Genomic DNA, 18,469 nt, shown 5'->3' with positions numbered 1-18,469 from the left:
GTGGATGGGTGTGCGCCGTGGCGCAACACGGCGGGTGGCCCGGATACCGCTCCCCCCCCCCCCCCCCCCCCCCCCCCCCCCCCCCCCCCCCCCCCCCCCCCCCCCCCCCCCCCCCCCCCCCCCCCCCCGCCGGTTCACTTCTCCCGTTCGTCCGGCAGGACGTCCGGGGGCGGCGGGGCCGTCGGCCTCAGCCACAGCCACAGCAGGAACAGCAGGCCCAGGATCAGCATCCCCAGCCCCGTCCACAGGTTGATGTTGATGCCCTCGGCCTTGTCGAGGTCCGCGTCGGACACGGTGAGGCCCGCGATCGTGACGATGATCCCGTACACGACGAACAGGCCGCCGATGAGGCGCCGGATGTCGAAGAGGCGGGCGGCGGTCGTGGACTTGGTCTCCAGCTCGGTGATCTCCCGCTGGAGGTCACGCTCGGAGTAGTGGTCGGACATGGTCTCTCCAGTTCCCCGGTCGGAACGCGGTCAGAACGAGAACGGGATGTAGCAGGCGGCGGCCAGGATCACCGCGCCCCAGCCGAGCAGGGCCGGCTTGCGGTACCAGGCGTCGTCGCCCACCGCGGGCGGCTCGGCCATGCCGGGGGACGTGGTGCCGTAGACCAGGCCCTGGAGCTCCTCGGTCGGCTTGGGGGCGGTGAAGAGGGACACCGCCACCATGACGACGGCGCCGGCGACGAAGCCCGCGATCGCGGAGACGAAGTTGGCGCCCTGGTCGGTGGGGATGTCGACGATGCCCTGCCGGTAGATGACGAAGTAGTTGACCATCGCGGCGGTGGTGCCGGCGATCAGGCCCCAGAAGCCCGACTTCATCGACGCCCGCTTCCAGAACATGCCGATGATGAAGACCACGAACATCGGCACGTTGAAGAAGGAGAACAGCGTCTGGAGGTAGGCCATGATGTTGGAGAACGAGGAGGCCAGGAACGCCGTGCCGATCGAGGCCAGCACGCCGATCGCGGTGATCAGGCGGCCGAAGCGGACGTAGTACCCGTCCTCGCGGCCCTTCACCACGTACTTCGCCCAGACGTCCGAGGTGAAGACGGTGTTGAAGGAGGAGACGTTGGCCGCCATGCCCGCCATGAACGCGGCCAGCAGGCCGGTCACGGCGATGCCCAGCACGCCGTTGGGCAGGAACTGCTGCATCAGGTACGGGATGGCGTCGTTGTACTGCAGGTCCGAGCCGGCCATGCCGATCCGGGGCACGAGCACCGCCGCGACCAGGCCCGGGATCATCACCAGGAACACGATGAAGATCTTCGGGAAGGCGGCGATGAGCGGGGTGCGCTGGGCCGCCGAGAGGTTCTTCGCGGACAGGGCGCGCTGCACCTCGGCGAAGTTGGTCGTCCAGTAGCCGAAGGACAGGACGAACCCGAGGCCGAGGACGATGGTCAGCCAGTTGGCGCCGAGCGGGTTGTCGCTGCCGATGCCGGTGCCGCCCCAGGCCGTCATGAAGTCGGCGCCGCGCGACTCGGTCAGGGAGGCGGACAGGCCGTCCCAGCCGCCGACGCTCTTCAGGCCGATCACGGTGATCGGGATGAGCGCGGCGAGGATGACGAAGAACTGCAGGACCTCGTTGTAGATCGCCGAGGACAGGCCGCCGAGGGTGATGTAGGCCAGGACGAAGAAGCCGGCGACGACGATGGACACCCACTGCGGCCAGCCCAGCAGCGCCTCGACCACGATCGCGAGGGCGTAGAGGTTCACCCCGGAGATCAGGATGGCGGCGGCGGCGAACAGCAGCGAGCTGAGCAGGTGGGCCGCCTTGTCGAAGCGGAGCAGCAGGAACTCGGGGACCGAGCGGACCTTGGAGCCGTAGTAGAACGGCATCATCACCAGGCCCAGGAAGACCATGGCCGGGATGGCGCCGATCCAGTACCAGTGCGTGGTGTAGACGCCGTACTGCGCGCTGTTCGCGGCCATGCCCAGGATCTCGGTGGCTCCCAGGTTGGCGGCGATGAACGCCAGACCGGTCACCCAGGCGGGCAGGGAGCGGCCGGAGAGGAAGAAGTCGAGGCTGGTCTTGACCGAGCGGCGGGCGGCGAAGCCGATGCCCAGGACGACGACGAAGTAGATCCCGAGGATCGTGTAGTCGAGCCAGTTGGTCGGCAGTCGCAGCTCGGCCGCCAGGAGGGTGGGGGACGTGAGGTCTGTGGGGGTTTGCATGCGTACTCGCTTCGTTGCGCGAACCGATACCTCGCGGAACTTACTCCTCCGCGTTCAGTTGTTGAATAGTTCTGTTGATGTTTTTTGTTTGATGCTGAGGGGTGATACCCCTGGTGGGTTGTGTTTTGGTATGTTGGGTTCTGTTGGAAGAATGTGAAGCGGTGTGTGCAGTGCCGCGGTGAGCGGCTCGAATGGAGCGTCCGGCGTGAAGAAGACCTCGACCCGACTGGCCGACGGTCGCGAGCTCATCTACTACGACCTGAGTGACGACATCGTGCGCGATGCGGTCGACCGCCGCCCGCTGGACGCCACCGTCACCTCGTCCGAGATCCGCCGCGACCCGCTGCTGGGCGACCGCGTGGCCATCGCCTCGCACCGCCAGGGCCGCACCTACCACCCGCCGGCCGACCAGTGCCCCCTGTGCCCCTCCCGGGGGGAGCGGCTGAGCGAGATCCCCGACGCGTCGTACGACGTGGTCGTCTTCGAGAACCGGTTCCCCTCGCTGGCCGGGGACTCGGGCCGGTGCGAGGTCGTCTGTTTCACCTCCGACCACGACGCCTCCTTCGCCGACCTGAGCGAACGACAGGCACGGCTGGTCCTGGAGGCGTGGACGGACCGGACGTCCGAGCTGTCGCATCTGCCCTCCGTCGACCAGGTGTTCTGCTTCGAGAACCGGGGCGCCGAGATCGGCGTCACCCTCCAGCACCCGCACGGGCAGATCTACGCCTACCCCTTCACCACCCCCCGCACCGCCCTGATGCTGGGCCAAGTGGCCGCACACAAGGAGGCGACCGGCGGGGAGAACCTCTTCGACGCGGTGCTGGAGCGGGAACTCGCCGGGGAGCGGGTCGTCCTGGAGGGTGAACACTGGGCCGCCTTCGTGCCGTACGCGGCGCACTGGCCCTACGAGGTCCACCTGTACCCGAAGCGCCGGGTGCCCGACCTGCCCGCCCTCGGCGAGGCGGCGCGCGCGGAGTTCCCCGGGATCTACCTGGAACTGCTGAGGCGCTTCGACCGGATCTTCGGCGAGGGGGAGCCGCCGACGCCGTACATCGCGGCCTGGCACCAGGCGCCGTTCGGCCCGCTGGAGGAGTTCGACGGCGTCACGCGCGAGGACTTCGCGCTCCACCTCGAGCTTTTCACCATCCGCCGTACGTCCGGCAAGCTGAAGTTCCTCGCGGGTTCCGAGTCCGGCATGAACGTGTTCATCAACGACGTGCCGCCGGAGCGCGCGGCCGAGCGACTGCGGGAGGTAGCGAGTTCATGAGCGGGAAGTACCTGGTGACGGGCGGTGCCGGTTACGTCGGCAGTGTCGTCGCCCAGCATCTGCTGGAGGCCGGTCACGAGGTGGTGGTGCTCGACGACCTCTCCACCGGCTTCCGCGAGGGCGTTCCCGCGGGTGCCTCCTTCGTCGAGGGCGACATCCGCGACGCCGCGAAGTGGCTGGACCCCTCCTACGACGGCGTCCTGCACTTCGCCGCGTTCTCGCAGGTCGGCGAGTCGGTCGTGAAGCCGGAGAAGTACTGGGACAACAACGTCGGCGGCACCATGGCGCTGCTGGAGGCCATGCGCGCGGCGGGCGTACGCCGGCTGGTGTTCTCCTCCACGGCGGCGACCTACGGCGAACCGGAGCGGGTCCCGATCACGGAGACCGCCCCGACCCGGCCCACCAACCCGTACGGGGCCTCCAAGCTCGCCGTCGACCACATGATCACCGGCGAGGCGGCGGCCCACGGGCTGGGCGCGGTCTCCCTGCGCTACTTCAACGTGGCCGGCGCCTACGGACCGTACGGCGAGCGCCACGACCCCGAGTCGCACCTGATCCCGCTCGTGCTCCAGGTGGCGCAGGGCAGGCGGGAGGCGATCTCCGTCTACGGCGACGACTACCCGACCCCGGACGGCACCTGCGTGCGCGACTACATCCACGTCGCCGACCTGGCCGAGGCCCACCTGCTCGCCCTGGGGGCCGCCGAACCCGGCGAGCACCTGATCTGCAACCTGGGCAACGGCAACGGCTTCTCCGTCCGCGAGGTGATCGAGACGGTCCGCCGGGTCACCGGCCACCCGGTCCCCGAGGTGGTGGCCCCCCGCCGGGGCGGCGACCCCGCGGTCCTGGTGGCCTCGGCCGCCGCGGCCCGCGAGAAGCTGGGCTGGAACCCGTCGCGCACGGACCTCGCGGGGATCGTCGCCGACGCGTGGGAGTTCGCGCGGCGGCGCGCCGGGAGCGCGACGCGGGGTCAGGGAGCCAGGGCATGAGCGAGTCCAGCGAGACCGCCGCGCGGTCCGTCGCCGAACGGTTCGAGCGGCTGTACGGTGCCGCCCCGGACGGGGTGTGGGCGGCGCCGGGCCGGGTCAACCTCATCGGCGAGCACACCGACTACAACGACGGCTTCGTCATGCCGTTCGCCCTGCCGCACACCGCCGTCGCCGCGGTCGCGCGCCGCGACGACGGCGTCCTGCGCCTGCACTCGGCCGACGTCGACGGCCCGGTGGTGGAGCTGGCGGTGGACGCCCTCGACCCCGGGACCGACCAGCGGTGGACCGCCTACCCGGCGGGCGTGGTGTGGGCCCTGCGCGAGGCCGGCCATCCGGTGACCGGCGCGGACGTCCACCTCGCCTCGGCGGTCCCGGCGGGCGCGGGCCTGTCGTCGTCGGCCGCCCTGGAGGTCGTCGTGGCGCTCGCGCTGAACGACCTGTTCGGCCTGGGCCTGCGCGGCTGGCGGCTGGCCCGGCTGTGCCAGCGCGCGGAGAACGTCTACGTCGGCGCCCCCGTCGGCATCATGGACCAGACGGCCGCGGCCTGCTGCGAGGCCGGTCACGCCCTGTTCCTCGACACCCGCGACCTCTCCCAGCGGCAGATCCCCTTCGACCTGGCCGCCGAGGGCATGCGCCTGCTCGTCGTCGACACCCGGGTCAAGCACAGCCACAGCGAGGGCGAGTACGGCAAGCGCCGGGCCGGCTGCGAGAAGGGCGCGGCGCTGCTGGGCGTCGACGCGCTCAGGGACGTGCCGTACGCGGAGCTGGAGGCGGCGCTGGCGCGGCTGGGCGACGACGAGGAGGTCCGCCGCCTGGTCCGGCACGTGGTCACGGAGGACGAGCGGGTCGAACGGGCCGTCGCGTTCCTGGAGGCGGGCGACGTCCGGGCCATCGGCCCCGTCCTGGTCGAGGGCCACGCCTCCCTGCGCGACGACTTCCGCGTCTCCTGTCCCGAACTCGACCTGGTCGTCGACACGGCGCTGGGCGCGGGCGCGCTGGGCGCCCGCATGACCGGCGGCGGCTTCGGCGGCTCGGCCATCGTGCTCGCCGAGGAGGCCGGCGTCCCGGCGATCACCGAGGCGGTGGAGGAGGCCTTCGCGGCGGCCGGCCTCAAGGCGCCCCGCGTCTTCGAGGCGGTCCCGTCGGCGGGGGCGCGGCGGGTGCGCTGAGCCCTCCCGGCCCGCCGCGGGGACCGGCGACGGACCCATCACTCTTCGTGATGACGTTCGCCGGTCCCCGCGGCTGTCGTGAGGGGACGGGCCGAGAATCCCGCCCGTGGGAGGAACCATGACCACCGAGCCCGTCGCCGGGTGACGGGCACCCACCGCGAGCAGCTCAAGCCCGCCGTGCCGTACGACGTCGACGTCGACATCACCTCCGCGGCGCTGGACCGGCTCTGACCGCCCCGCTCAGCCCAGCCGCTTCGTCAGCGTGTACTCCGTGATCCCCGGCGGGTAGTCGGGGATCGTGCAGACCACCTCGTAGCCCTGCTTCCGGTAGAACTCCGGCGCCTGGAAGTCCCAGGTCTCCAGCCGGGCGGCCGTGCAGCCGCGGTCGGCGGAGGCGATGCGCTCCGCTTCCGCCAGGAGGCGCGAGCCGAGCCCCGCCCCCCGGTGGCGCCCGTCGACCCAGAGGTAGGTCACGTGCAGCCAGCTGGTCCAGGTGTGGCCGACCAGGCCGCCCGCGAGATCACCGTTCGCGCCCAGTGCCCACACGTGCAAAGCCGACTCGCGCTCGTCCGGCGTCCCGCGCAGGGCGCGCAGGACCGGGGAGGCCGCCGTGTTGGCGTCCCTCAGGCGCCTGCGGAGCAGATCACGTCGGGCCCTGTCGACTTCTGTCTCAAGACGAAACATGCGGCTCACCATAAACGCGCAAGGCCGCCAGTTCTGCGAATAACCTTCCGCTCCCGGTCCTCGCCCGTACTCTGATGAACAGCGCCGGTGGGGGCCGGCGCCGTTCAGGGGGCGAGAGAAGCCGGGTACGGCGTCCGAGCGGGGCGGCGGCCGGCGCACGGCGGCGGCCGTGCGGTCGCGGCGACCCGCCCCACGTTCAGCAGACCGGTCCGTGACGAGGGCCTCGGCGCCGTACCCGCGCCGGTGTCGCCCTCCGACGATGGGGTGAGCCCCTGCTCTACGGGAGCGTGGGGGAGGGGGTTTCGTGGTGCGCATCCGGGTCCTGGTCGTCGACGACCACCGCATCTTCGCCGAGTCGCTGGCCGCGGCCCTGGCCGCGGAGCCGGACGTCGACGTGTCCGCGGCGGGCAGCGGCCCGGCCGCGCTGCGCTGCCTGGACCGGGCGGCCGCCGAGGGGCGGCGGTTCGACGTCCTGCTCGTCGACGCCGACCTGGGCGGCAAGGTGCCCGGCGGCCGGCCGGCCGTGCCGGTGCAGGCCGGCGACGAGGACGGGCTCGTCGACGGGATAGCGCTGGTCACGGGGGTGCGTTCCGCGCAGCCGCAGGTGCGGACCGTCGTCCTCGCCGAGAAGGACGACCCGCGCCGGGCCGCGCTCGCCCTGCAGGCGGGAGCCTCCGGGTGGGTGGCCAAGGACTGCTCGCTGAACCGGCTGCTCACCGTCATCCGCGGAGTGCTGCGCGACGAGACGCACCTGCCGCCCGCGCTGCTCACCGGCGTCCTGCGCGAACTGACCGCCGCCCGCAGGCACCGCACCGAGAGCGAGCGGCTCGTGGAGTCCCTGACCCCGAGGGAACGGGAGGTGCTGCGGTGCATGGTCGCGGGACTGGGGCGCAAAGCGGTCGCCGAGCGCCTGTTCCTGTCCCCGCACACCGTGCGCACCCACATGCAGAACGTCCTCGGCAAACTGGGGGTGCACTCCACCCTCGCCGCCGTCGCCCTCGCCCGCCGGGCGGGCGTCGGGCCCGTCGACCTGGAGCGGCCGTCAGCCGGGGACGTTGTCGAACGGGGCGGTCAGCCGGCGTAGCAGCCCGGCCAGTTCACCGCGCTGCCCGGGGGAGAGCTCCGCGAGGATGGCCCGCTCCTGGGCCAGCAGCCCGGCCAGCGCCTGGTCGGCGCGGTCGCGGCCCTCGTCCGTGAGCCGGACCAGGACACCGCGCCGGTCACTGGGGTCGGGCAGCCGCTCCACCAGCCCCTTCTTGGCGAGGCGGTCGATGCGGTTGGTCATCGTGCCCGAGGTGACCAGGGTCTGGGTGAGGAGCTGCCCGGGCGAGAGCTGGTACGGGGTGCCCGCGCGGCGCAGCGCGGTCAGGACGTCGAACTCCCAGGACTCCAGGTGGTGTTCGGCGAAGGCGAGCCGGCGCGCCCGGTCCAGGTGCCGGGCCAGTCTGCTCACCCGGCTGAGCACCTCGAGCGGTTCCACGTCGAGGTCCGGGCGCTCCCGGCGCCACGCCGCGACCAGCCGATCGACCTCGTCCTCCATGCGGATCAGTGTAGTGGTTGTGTCGATGTGAAGTCTCTTGACATGAAGCGTCTTGACGTCGAGGTAAACGGGGGGCGAGGCTGGAGGCAGTCCACCGGCACCGGGAGGCTCCATGCCCGCGGCCACCGGTCCCACCTGGGACCCCGCCCCGTACCTGCGCCACGCCGGCCACCGCACCCGGCCCTTCGCCGACCTCCTCGCCCGCGTCCCCGGCCTGCCCGCCGACCCGCCCCGCATCGCCGACCTGGGCTGCGGCGCCGGCAACGCCACCGCCCTGCTCACCGACCGCTGGCCCACCGCACGCGTCACCGGCTACGACGACTCGCCCGAGATGCTCGACCGGGCCCGCACCCACCACGAGGGCCCCACCCCCGCGGGCGGCCGGCTCGACTTCGCCCACGCCGACGTCCGCACCTGGACGCCCGACCGGCCGTACGACCTGATCGTCAGCAACGCCGCCCTCCAGTGGGTCCCCGGGCACGCGGACCGGTTCGCCGACTGGATCGCCGGGCTCGCCCCCGGCGGCACCCTCGCCTTCCAGGTGCCCGGCAACTTCGACGCCCCCAGCCACACCCTCCTGCGCGAACGCGCCGCCGCCCCGCGGTGGCGCGCCCGCCTCGACGGCGTCCTGCGCCACGCCGGGGCCGTGCTCCGGCCGGAGGAGTACCTGGAGCGCCTGACCGGCCTCGGCTGCACGGCCGACGTGTGGGAGACGACGTACGTCCACCTGCTGACGGGCGAGGACCCCGTCCTGGACTGGGTGAGGGGCACCGCCCTGCGCCCCGTCCTGACCGCCCTCGCCGACGACCCCGGGGCGCGGGAGGAGTTCGTGACGGAGTACCGCACCGCCCTGCGCGCCGCCTATCCGGCCGGGGCGCACGGCACCCCGTTCCCGTTCCGGCGGATCTTCGCCGTCGCCCGCAGGCGGCCGGAGCAGGCCCCGTGACCACCGCTCCCGGCCACGGCCCGCCCGCCCGCCCGCGGCTCAGCTCTTGCGGTGGCCGATCAGCCGCGGCTTCTGCTCCAGCCCGTCCAGCCCGTGCCAGGCCAGGTTCACCAGGTGGGCCGCCACCTCCGCCTTCTTCGGCTTGCGCACGTCCAGCCACCACTGGCCGGTCAGGGCGACCATCCCGACCAGGGCCTGCGCGTACAGCGGGGCCAGCTTGGGATCGAAGCCCCGGCTCTTGAACTCGCGGCCCAGGATGTCCTCCACCTGGGTGGCGATGTCCGAGATCAGCGAGGCGAAGGACCCCGTCGACTGCGGGATGGGGGAGTCGCGGACCAGGATGCGGAAACCGTCCGTGTACTCCTCGATGTAGTCCAGCAGCGCGAACGCCGCCTGCTCGCACAGCTCCCGCGGATGACCCGCCGTCAGGGAACTCGTCACCATGTCCAGCAGGCGCCGCATCTCGCGGTCCACCACCACCGCGTACAGGCCCTCCTTGCCGCCGAAGTGCTCGTACACCACCGGCTTGGAGACCCCGGCCTTCGCCGCGATCTCCTCCACCGAGGTGCCCTCGAAGCCCTTGGCCGCGAACAGGGTGCGGCCGATCTCCAGCAGCTGCTGGCGGCGCTCGGCACCGGTCATCCGGGTGCGGCGCGCACGCCGCGGCTTGTCGTTGCTCGAAGTGCTGCTGGAGTCGGTCGCCACGGCGACCATCATGCCGCCTTCACGGTTTCCCTCCCCCGCCGGGAGTCGTCTCCCGTCGTACGACGGCGCGAATCGATACGCGAGCGTGACGGCCACCGCACGTCGTACGCCCAGCCCAGCCGCTCGAACCAGCGGATCAGACGGGCGCTCGAATCGAGCTGCCCGCGCTCCACCCCGTGCCGCGCCGAGGTCGGGTCGGCGTGGTGCAGGTTGTGCCAGGACTCACCGCAGGACAGGATCGCCAGCCACCACACGTTGCCCGAACGGTCCCGGGACCTGAACGGGCGCTTGCCGACCGCGTGGCAGATCGAGTTGATCGACCACGTCACGTGGTGCAGCAACGCCACCCGGACGAGCGACCCCCAGAAGAAGGCGGTGAACGCGCCCCACCACGACATCGTGACCAGACCGCCGATCAGCGCCGGCAGCGCCAGCGACACGAACGTCCACAGCACGAACTGGCGGGAGATGGTCCGCAGCGTCCGGTCCTTGATCAGATCCGGCGCGTACTTGTCCTGCGGCGTCTGCTCCTCGTCGAACATCCAGCCGATGTGCGCCCACCACAGGCCCTTCAGCAGCGCCGGGACCGTCTCCCCGTACCGCCACGGCGAGTGCGGGTCGCCCTCGGCGTCGGAGAACTTGTGGTGCTTGCGGTGGTCGGCCACCCAGCGCACCAGCGGACCCTCGACCGCCAGGGAACCGGCGATGGCCAGCGCGATCTTCAACGGCCTCTTGGCCTTGAACGAGCCGTGGGTGAAGTGGCGGTGGAAGCCGATGGTGATGCCGTGGCACCCGAGGAAGTAGAAGAAGACCAGCAGGCCGAGGTCCAGCCAGCTCACCCCCCAGCCCCACGCCAGCGGAACCGCCGCCAGCAGCGCCAGGAACGGAACGATGATGAAGAGCAGCAGCGTGATCTGCTCGATCGAACGCTTGCTCTCCCCGCCCAGCGTGGCGGAGGGCAGCGCCCCGTCCCCGGGCCGGTCCTTGCTTTTCGCTTCTTCGTCGATCACATCGGAGCTCGAGGTCATGCGTGTCCCTGTGAGGTGTCGGGGATGAGGGTGGTGTGCCCGGGTCACGGGGACCGCCCACCTTTCCTACGGTCCCGTAACCTACGGCAACGTAAGTATGACAGTGTGCCGCCCGGCGGCAAGAGCCCACGAGCCTGCGCGTCCGGGTCGAGACCTATCCTGGAAGCCGGTCGGACAGCGCGGTCCGCTCTGAACCTCTTCCCGGACGTCCGGCCCGTCAGCGGCTCCCGCCGCGCGAGACGTTCGTCCGGGTTCCCTCCAGACGAGCTTCAACACTGCAAGGAGCCGCACCTGTGAGCAGTGCCGACGACCAGACCACGACGACGAGCAGCGAGCTGCGCGCCGACATCCGCCGACTGGGTGACCTCCTCGGGGAGACCCTCGTCCGGCAGGAGGGCCCGGAGCTGCTGGACCTCGTCGAGAAGGTCCGCCGCCTCACCCGCGAGGACGGCGAGGCCGCCGCCGAACTGCTGCGCGGCACCGAACTGCGGACCGCGGCCAAGCTGGTCCGCGCCTTCTCCACCTACTTCCACCTGGCCAACGTCACCGAGCAGGTCCACCGCGGCCGCGAACTGCGCGCCCGCCGCGCCGCCGAGGGCTCCCTGCTCGCCCGCACCGCCGACCGGCTCAAGGACGCCGACCCCGACCACCTGCGCGAGACCGTGCGGCACCTCAACGTCCGCCCCGTCTTCACCGCGCACCCCACCGAGGCCGCCCGCCGCTCCGTCCTCAACAAGCTCCGCCGGATCGCCGCCCTCCTCGACACCCCCGTCATCGAGTCCGACCGGCGCCGCCTCGACACCCGGCTCGCCGAGAACATCGACCTCGTCTGGCAGACCGACGAACTGCGCGTGGTCCGCCCCGAACCCACCGACGAGGCCCGCAACGCCATCTACTACCTCGACGAACTCCACGCGGGCGCGGTCGGCGACGTCCTCGAGGACCTCACCGCCGAACTGGAGCGCGTCGGCGTCCACCTCCCCGACGACACCCGCCCCCTCACCTTCGGCACCTGGATCGGCGGCGACCGCGACGGCAACCCCAACGTCACCCCCCAGGTCACCTGGGACGTCCTCATCCTCCAGCACGAACACGGCATCAACGACGCCCTGGAGATGATCGACGAACTGCGCGGCCTGCTGTCCAACTCCATCCGCTACACCGGCGCCACCGAGGACCTCCTCGCCTCCCTGCAGGCCGACCTCGACCACCTCCCCGAGATCAGCCCCCGCTACAAGCGCCTCAACGCCGAGGAGCCCTACCGGCTCAAGGCCACCTGCATCCGGCAGAAGCTGGAGAACACCAAGCTCCGCCTCGCCAAGGGCACCCCCCACGAACCCGGCCGCGACTACCTCGGCACCGGCGAACTCCTCACCGACCTGCGGATCATCCAGGCCTCCCTGCGCGAACACCGCGGCGGCCTCTTCGCCGACGGCCGCCTCGCCCGCACCATCCGCACCCTCGCCGCCTTCGGCCTCCAGCTCGCCACCATGGACGTCCGCGAACACGCCGACGCCCACCACCACGCCCTCGGCCAGCTCTTCGACCGGCTCGGCGAGGAGTCCTGGCGCTACGCCGACATGCCCCGCGACTACCGCACCAAGCTCCTCGCCAAGGAGCTGAGGTCCCGCAGGCCGCTGGCCCCCAGCCCGGCCCCCGTGGACGCGGCCGGCGAGAAGACCCTCGGTGTCTTCCGGACCGTCAAGCGCGCCCTGGAGGTCTTCGGACCCGAGGTCGTCGAGTCCTACATCATCTCCATGTGCCAGGGCGCCGACGACGTCTTCGCCGCCGCCGTCCTCGCCCGCGAGGCCGGGCTGATCGACCTGCACGCCGGCTGGGCGAAGATCGGCATCGTGCCGCTGCTGGAGACCACCGACGAGCTCAAGGCCGCCGACACCATCCTCGAGGACATGCTCGCCGACCCCTCCTACCGGCGCCTCGTCGCGCTCAGGGGCGACGTCCAGGAGGTCATGCTCGGCTACTCCGACTCCTCCAAGTTCGGCGGCATCACCACCAGCCAGTGGGAGATCCACCGCGCCCAGCGCCGCCTGCGCGACGTCGCCCACCGCTACGGCGTCCGGCTGCGCCTCTTCCACGGCCGCGGCGGCACCGTCGGCCGCGGCGGCGGCCCCACCCACGACGCCATCCTCGCCCAGCCCTGGGGCACCCTCGAGGGCGAGATCAAGGTCACCGAACAGGGCGAGGTCATCTCCGACAAGTACCTCATCCCCTCCCTCGCCCGGGAGAACCTCGAACTCTCCGTCGCCGCCACCCTCCAGGCCTCCGCCCTGCACACCGCGCCCCGCCAGTCCGTCGAGGCCCTCGCCCGCTGGGACGCCGCCATGGACGTCGTCTCCGACGCCGCCCACGCCGCCTACCGCCGCCTCGTCGAGGACCCCGACCTGCCGGCGTACTTCCTCGCGTCGACGCCGGTGGACCAGCTCGCCGACCTCCACCTGGGCTCCCGGCCCTCCCGCCGCCCCGGCTCCGGCGTCTCCCTCGACGGCCTGCGCGCCATCCCCTGGGTGTTCGGCTGGACCCAGTCCCGGCAGATCGTCCCCGGCTGGTTCGGCGTCGGCTCCGGCCTCAAGGCCCTGCGCGAGGCCGGCCTGGACACCGTGCTCGACGAGATGCACCAGCGGTGGCACTTCTTCCGCAACTTCATCTCCAACGTCGAGATGACCCTCGCCAAGACCGACCTGCGCATCGCCCGGCACTACGTCGACACCCTCGTCCCCGACCACCTCAAGCACGTCTTCGACACCATCGAGGCCGAGCACGACCTGACCGTCGCCGAGGTGCTGCGCGTCACCGGTGAGCGGGAACTCCTGGACGCCGACCCGGTGCTGAAGCAGACCTTCGCCATCCGCGACGCCTACCTGGACCCCATCTCCTACCTCCAGGTCGCCCTCCTCAAGCGCCAGCGCGACGCCGCCGCCGCGGGCGAGCAGCCCGATCCGCTGCTCTCCCGGGCCCTGCTGCTGACCGTCAACGGCGTCGCGGCCGGCCTGCGCAACACCGGCTGACCGCACACCCGGACACGAAGGTGCCCCCGGGCCGCGCACCGGCCCGGGGGCACCTTTCGTTCTCGCGTCCGGGCGGCGGACCGCGCCGCCCGCCTCAGACCGCCAGGAAGGCCGCCGTGAGCAGCGCCGCCCCCGACACCGCCAGCACCCACGCGGCCCGCGTCCGCAGCAGCCCGCCCGCCACCACCACCGACGCCAGCAGCAGCGCCCCGCCCAACGGGACCCACGCGTACAGGATCCCGGCGGGACCCGAACGGACCGCCCGGACACCGTCCGGCCTCAGCACCACCGTGTAGGTCCCGCCCTCCGCCACGGCCACCGAGTCCTCCAGCACGACCTCCGCCCGCGGCTGCGACCCCGGCGACAGCGGCGCGTACCGCCCCGTGCACGCCTGCGCGGCGCACCGCGTCACCTCGACCGTGCCGCGCTCGCGCCCCTTCGTCAGCATCGCGTACTGCGCCGTGCCCCACGACGCCCACACACCGGCGACCAGGATCAGCGCGGCGACCGTGCCCATGGCCGCGAACCGGCCGTACCGCAGCACGGCGGAGGAGCCGCGGGAGGAGCTGACCGCAGAAGGCATGGCCGAGATCCTTGGCCATGACCTTGCGGCCGGTCAACTCCCGCCGGGGACGAGCCGGCGGACGCGCACCCCGGCGGCCACGCGCCGCACCCGGCCGGCAGACCGCGCACCGCGCACGACCGGCAGGCCACGCGCCGCGCACGACCGACGGATCACGCGTTGTAGGCGCCCTGCGCCCGCTCCAGACCCTCGGTCACCAGGCACTCCACCGCGTCCGCCGCCCGGTCCACGAAGTAGTCCAGCTCCTTGCGCTCCGCCGACGAGAAGTCCCGCAGCACGAAATCCGCCACCTGCATCCGCCCCGGCGGACGACCGATCCCGAACCGCACCCGGTGGTAGTCCGCACCGAACGCCTTCGTCATCGACTTCAGCCCGTTGTGCCCGTTGTCTCCGCCCCCCAGCTTCAACCGCAGCACGCCGTACCCGATGTCCAGCTCGTCGTGGACCGCCACCACGTGCGCCACCGGCACCTTGTAGAACTCCCGCAGCGCGTTCACCGGCCCGCCCGACAGGTTCATGTACGACATCGGCTTCGCCAGGACCACCCGGCGACCCGCCGGACCCGGAGGACCGATCCGCCCCTCCACCACCTGCGCCTGGGCCTTCCCGGCCCGCTTGAACCGGCCCCCCACCCGTTCCGCCAGCAGATCCGCCACCATGAACCCCACGTTGTGCCGGTTCATCGCGTACTCCGGCCCCGGATTGCCCAGGCCCACGATCAACCAGGGAGCCGCCGCGTCGGTCGTCACGTCCATGTCTCCTTCATACGCGTCGGCCGCTGCCCCGCACGGGAACAGCGGCCGACGAAACGACGACTGGGCAGGGGATCAGGCCTCTTCGCCCTCTTCGCCCTCCGGCGCCTCCTCCGCCTGCGCGGCCAGCACCTGCAGCACCACGGCGTCCTCCTCCACGGACAGCTTCACGCCCTCCGGGAGCGGGACGTCCTTCGCCAGGACCGAGGCACCGGCCTCCAGACCCGCGATGGACACCGGCAGGTAGTCCGGGATGCGCGTGGCCTCGGCCTCGACCGGCAGCGCCGGCAGCACGTGCTCCAGCAGGTTGCCACCCGGGGCCAGCTCGCCCTCGGGCTGCACCGGGATCTCGACCTGGACGATCTCGCCGCGCTTCACCATCAGCAGGTCCACGTGCTCCAGGAAGCCCTTCAGCGGGTCGCGCTGCACCGCCTTCGGGATCGCCAGCTGGGTCTCCTTGCCGTCGATGACCAGCTCGATCAGCACGTTCGGCGTACGCAGCGCCAGCAGCAGCTCGTGGCCCGGCAGCGTCAGGTGCAGCGGCTCGAGACCGTGCTCGTACACCACACCCGGCACCTTGTTGTCACGGCGGATGCGACGGGCGGCACCCTTGCCGAACTCGGTGCGCGTCTCGGCGTGGATCTTCACCTCGGACATGATCACTCCTCGAAGTCAGGAAACGGACGTGGTCACTCGGCCACGAACGGCCTGCTACGAAGAGCGCGTCGATAACGGACCACCGCACCACCCGCAAGAAGCGGTACGGCCTCCCTCGCCGAGCAACTGCAGCAGTCTACTCGGACCGGGAGGCCGCACCCAAAACGATCACCGGAGCACGCGGACCGCCCCGCGCACCCCCCGACCCGCCCTACTGCTCGTCGAACAGGCTCGTCACCGAACCGTCCCGGAACACCTCGCGCGCCGCACTCGCGATCGTCGGCGCGATCGACAGCACCTTGATCTTGTCCAGGGTCTCGGCCAGCTCCGTCGGCGTCGGCAGCGTGTTCGTGAACACGAACTCACTCACCCGCGAGTTCTTCAGCCGGTCCGCCGCCGGACCCGACAGCACACCGTGCGTCGCCGTCACGATCACGTCCTCCGCGCCGTGCGCGTACAACGCGTCCGCCGCCGCACAGATCGTGCCACCGGTGTCGATCATGTCGTCCACCAGCACGCACACGCGGCCCTTCACCTCACCGACCACCTCGTGCACGGTGACCTGGTTCGCCACGTCCTTGTCCCGGCGCTTGTGCACGATCGCCAGCGGCGCACCCAGCCGGTCGCACCAACGGTCCGCCACCCGCACACGACCCGCGTCCGGCGACACCACCGTCAGCTTCTCCCGGTCCACCTTCGCCCCCACGTAGTCCGCCAGCAGCGGCAGCGCGAACAGGTGGTCGACGGGCCCGTCGAAGAAACCCTGGATCTGGTCCGTGTGCAGGTCCACCGTGAGGAGGCGGTCGGCACCCGCCGTCTTCATCAGATCCGCGATCAGGCGCGCCGAGATCGGTTCACGACCCCGGTGCTTCTTGTCCTGCCGCGCGTAACCGTAGAACGGCACGATGACCGTGATGGACCTGGCCGACGCACGCTTCAGCGCGTCGATCATGATCAGCTGCTCCATGATCCACTTGTTGATCGGAGCGGTGTGGCTCTGGATCAGGAAGCAGTCGGCACCACGAGCCGACTCCTGGTACCGCACGTAGATCTCACCGTTGGCGAAATCGAAGGCCTTCGTCGGAACGACCCCGACACCCAGCTGCTGGGCGACCTCCTCGGCAAGCTCGGGGTGGGCGCGGCCGGAGAAGAACATCATCTTCTTCTCGCCGGTCGTCTTGATCCCGGTCACAGCACTTTCTCCTCAGAGGTCTCGCAGCTGGGTGTCCAGAAACCTCGTCGCCGGCACGCGAGAGGCATCACAGCTGGTAGGGGTGGGGTGTGCACTTATCACGGTACGCCGTGTTCGAAGCGCCGGTTTCCGGTCACCCCTCCCCGGCCGACCCCCGGGACGCCTCCTCCGCCGCCTTCGCGGCGGCACTCCCCGGACGCTTGCGAGCCACCCAACCCTCGATATTCCGCTGCTGACCACGGGCCACGGCCAGCGAACCGGGCGGCACGTCCTTCGTGATCACCGAACCCGCGGCCGTGTAGGCGCCGTCCCCGATCGTGACGGGTGCCACAAACATGTTGTCCGAACCCGTCCGGCAGTGCGACCCGACCGTCGTGTGGTGCTTGTCCTGCCCGTCGTAGTTCACGAACACGCTCGCCGCGCCGATGTTCGAGAAGTCGCCGATCGTCGCGTCCCCCACGTACGACAGGTGCGGAACCTTCGTCCCCTCACCGATCGACGCGTTCTTCGTCTCCACGTACGTGCCGATCTTGCCCTTGCGGCCGAGCCGCGTCCCCGGACGCAGATACGCGTACGGGCCCACCGTCGCCTCCGGACCCACCTCCGCACCCAGCGACACCGTGTTGTCCACCCGCGCACCGGGACCCACCCGGGTGTCCGTCAACCGCGCATGCGGACCCACCTCACAGCCCTCCGCCAGGTGCGTCGACCCGTGCAGCTGCGTCCCCGGGTGCACCACCACGTCCCGCTCGAACGTCACGGTCACGTCCACCCACGTCGTCGCCGGGTCCACCACCGTCACCCCCGACAGCATCGCGGCCGTCAGCAGCCGGTCGTTCAGGACCCGCCGCGCCTCCGCCAGCTGCACCCGGTTGTTGATCCCCGCGATCTCCCGGTGGTCGTCCGCCACCGAGGCACCCACCCGGTGACCCGCCTCACGCAGGATGCCGAGGACGTCGGTCAGGTACTCCTCGCCCTGGCTGTTGTCCGTCCGCACCCGCTTCAGCGCGTCCGCCAGCAGCGCCCCGTCGAACGCGAACACACCCGAGTTGATCTCCCGGATCGCCCGCTGCTCGTCGGACGCGTCCTTGTGCTCCACGATCGCGGTCACGGCCCCGCCGTCGTCCCGCACGATCCGCCCGTACCCGGTCGCGTCCGGCACCTCGGCCGTCAGCACCGTCACCGCGTTCCCGTCGGCGGAGTGCGTGGCCGCCAGCCGCCGCAGCGTCCCGCCCGTCAGCAGCGGGGTGTCACCGCAGACCACGATCACGGTCCCGGCCACGGAACCGCCCAGCTCCTCCAGCCCCATCCGCACGGCGTGACCCGTGCCGTTCTGCTCCGCCTGCACGGCGGTGCGGACCCCGGGGGCGACCTCGGCGAGGTGGGCGGTCACCTGCTCGCGGGCGTGCCCCACGACGACGACCAGGTTCTCCGGCTCGAGCTCACCGGCGGCGGCGAGCACGTGGCCCACCAGGGAACGGCCACAGATGTCGTGCAGGACCTTCGGTGTGGCCGACTTCATACGGGTGCCCTCACCCGCTGCGAGAACGACGACGGCTGCCGGGCGAATGGCGCTCACGGGATGCCCTTCGGCTGTGTTGGGGGTGGGGGTGGACACCCGCAGGATACCGGGGGGCTCGGAGGGGGGTACGGGGGGGGGGGGGGGGGGGGGGGGGGGGGGGGGGGGGGGGGGGGGGGGGGGGGGAGGGGGGGGGGGAGAAAAAAGGGGAGGGAAAAAAAAAAAAGGGAGAGAAAAG

17 protein-coding genes are annotated in these 18,469 nt (G+C 71.6%); 6 read left to right on the top strand and 11 right to left on the bottom strand.

What is annotated here, in order from left to right:
- Positions 1-134: 134 nt before the first annotated feature.
- Entirely contained in the window at positions 135-446 is a 312-nt protein-coding gene (locus ACZ56B_RS02780) for a hypothetical protein (protein ID WP_468785518.1), read from the bottom strand.
- A gap of 30 nt (positions 447-476) precedes the next feature.
- Positions 477-2,174 carry a sodium:solute symporter family protein gene (locus tag ACZ56B_RS02775; RefSeq protein WP_468785516.1) on the bottom strand — a complete coding sequence of 566 codons (1,698 nt, stop codon included), beginning with the start codon at positions 2,172-2,174 and terminating at the stop codon, positions 477-479.
- A 205-nt stretch (positions 2,175-2,379) separates the two neighbouring features.
- Between ACZ56B_RS02775 and galT the strand changes: the two genes are divergently transcribed.
- Genes galT through galK form a run of 3 tightly spaced genes read left to right on the top strand, consistent with a single transcriptional unit; the run spans position 2,380 to position 5,599 of the window.
- Positions 2,380-3,441, top strand: a complete 1,062-nt coding sequence (galT, locus tag ACZ56B_RS02770; RefSeq protein ID WP_468785514.1) for a galactose-1-phosphate uridylyltransferase — start codon at positions 2,380-2,382, stop codon at positions 3,439-3,441.
- Positions 3,438-4,430 carry a UDP-glucose 4-epimerase GalE gene (gene galE, locus ACZ56B_RS02765; RefSeq protein WP_468785512.1) on the top strand — a complete coding sequence of 331 codons (993 nt, stop codon included), beginning with the start codon at positions 3,438-3,440 and terminating at the stop codon, positions 4,428-4,430. Before galT ends, galE begins: the two co-directional genes overlap by 4 nt.
- Positions 4,427-5,599, top strand: coding sequence for a galactokinase (gene galK, locus ACZ56B_RS02760; RefSeq protein WP_468785510.1), 1,173 nt, complete (start codon positions 4,427-4,429; stop codon positions 5,597-5,599). Before galE ends, galK begins: the two co-directional genes overlap by 4 nt.
- A 240-nt stretch (positions 5,600-5,839) precedes the next feature.
- Here galK and ACZ56B_RS02755 read toward each other — a convergent pair whose 3' ends face one another.
- Positions 5,840-6,295 (bottom strand): GNAT family N-acetyltransferase, encoded by a 456-nt coding sequence (locus ACZ56B_RS02755; protein ID WP_468785508.1) that lies wholly within the window; start codon positions 6,293-6,295, stop codon positions 5,840-5,842.
- Positions 6,296-6,587: 292 nt separating this feature from the next.
- Between ACZ56B_RS02755 and ACZ56B_RS02750 the strand changes: the two genes are divergently transcribed.
- Positions 6,588-7,367, top strand: coding sequence for a LuxR C-terminal-related transcriptional regulator (locus ACZ56B_RS02750; protein ID WP_468785506.1), 780 nt, complete (start codon positions 6,588-6,590; stop codon positions 7,365-7,367).
- Here ACZ56B_RS02750 and ACZ56B_RS02745 read toward each other — a convergent pair.
- Positions 7,326-7,823 carry a MarR family winged helix-turn-helix transcriptional regulator gene (locus tag ACZ56B_RS02745; RefSeq protein WP_468785504.1) on the bottom strand — a complete coding sequence of 166 codons (498 nt, stop codon included), beginning with the start codon at positions 7,821-7,823 and terminating at the stop codon, positions 7,326-7,328. The two genes, ACZ56B_RS02750 and ACZ56B_RS02745, sit on opposite strands and share 42 nt — an antisense overlap.
- Before the next feature lie 112 nt (positions 7,824-7,935).
- Here ACZ56B_RS02745 and ACZ56B_RS02740 point away from each other — a divergent pair, with 112 nt between their 5' ends.
- Positions 7,936-8,769 (top strand): trans-aconitate 2-methyltransferase, encoded by an 834-nt coding sequence (locus tag ACZ56B_RS02740; protein ID WP_468785502.1) that lies wholly within the window; start codon positions 7,936-7,938, stop codon positions 8,767-8,769.
- Between the two features lie 39 nt (positions 8,770-8,808).
- Here the strand turns inward: ACZ56B_RS02740 and ACZ56B_RS02735 are convergent, their stop codons facing one another.
- Both ACZ56B_RS02735 and ACZ56B_RS02730 read right to left on the bottom strand, forming a co-directional pair.
- Positions 8,809-9,486 carry a TetR family transcriptional regulator gene (locus ACZ56B_RS02735; RefSeq protein WP_468785500.1) on the bottom strand — a complete coding sequence of 226 codons (678 nt, stop codon included), beginning with the start codon at positions 9,484-9,486 and terminating at the stop codon, positions 8,809-8,811.
- Complete coding sequence (locus tag ACZ56B_RS02730; protein ID WP_468785498.1) at positions 9,483-10,502, bottom strand: acyl-CoA desaturase; 1,020 nt, start codon at positions 10,500-10,502, stop codon at positions 9,483-9,485. Before ACZ56B_RS02730 ends, ACZ56B_RS02735 begins: the two co-directional genes overlap by 4 nt.
- A gap of 293 nt (positions 10,503-10,795) precedes the next feature.
- Here ACZ56B_RS02730 and ppc point away from each other — a divergent pair, with 293 nt between their 5' ends.
- A complete protein-coding gene (gene ppc, locus ACZ56B_RS02725) occupies positions 10,796-13,528 on the top strand; it encodes a phosphoenolpyruvate carboxylase (protein WP_468785496.1) in 2,733 nt (910 codons plus the stop codon).
- Between the two features lie 94 nt (positions 13,529-13,622).
- On the opposite strand, the gene ACZ56B_RS02720 is transcribed toward ppc, so the two are convergent.
- The 5 genes from ACZ56B_RS02720 to glmU form a co-directional block, all read right to left on the bottom strand.
- Positions 13,623-14,111: a hypothetical protein gene (locus tag ACZ56B_RS02720; RefSeq protein ID WP_468785494.1), complete on the bottom strand. Its 489-nt coding sequence runs from the start codon at positions 14,109-14,111 to the stop codon at positions 13,623-13,625.
- 152 nt (positions 14,112-14,263) lie between these two features.
- Positions 14,264-14,866, bottom strand: coding sequence for an aminoacyl-tRNA hydrolase (gene pth, locus ACZ56B_RS02715; protein WP_468785492.1), 603 nt, complete (start codon positions 14,864-14,866; stop codon positions 14,264-14,266).
- A 72-nt stretch (positions 14,867-14,938) separates the two neighbouring features.
- A complete protein-coding gene (locus tag ACZ56B_RS02710; RefSeq protein WP_468785490.1) occupies positions 14,939-15,520 on the bottom strand; it encodes a 50S ribosomal protein L25/general stress protein Ctc in 582 nt (193 codons plus the stop codon).
- A gap of 211 nt (positions 15,521-15,731) precedes the next feature.
- On the bottom strand, positions 15,732-16,712 hold the full coding sequence (locus tag ACZ56B_RS02705; RefSeq protein ID WP_468785488.1) for a ribose-phosphate diphosphokinase: 981 nt from the start codon (positions 16,710-16,712) through the stop codon (positions 15,732-15,734).
- 133 nt (positions 16,713-16,845) lie between these two features.
- Positions 16,846-18,291 (bottom strand): bifunctional UDP-N-acetylglucosamine diphosphorylase/glucosamine-1-phosphate N-acetyltransferase GlmU, encoded by a 1,446-nt coding sequence (glmU, locus tag ACZ56B_RS02700; RefSeq protein ID WP_468785487.1) that lies wholly within the window; start codon positions 18,289-18,291, stop codon positions 16,846-16,848.
- Positions 18,292-18,469: the final 178 nt, after the last annotated feature.

Source organism: Streptomyces sp. NPDC034670, from assembly GCF_055574875.1.
This window is presented reverse-complemented; position numbering and strand designations above follow the sequence as displayed.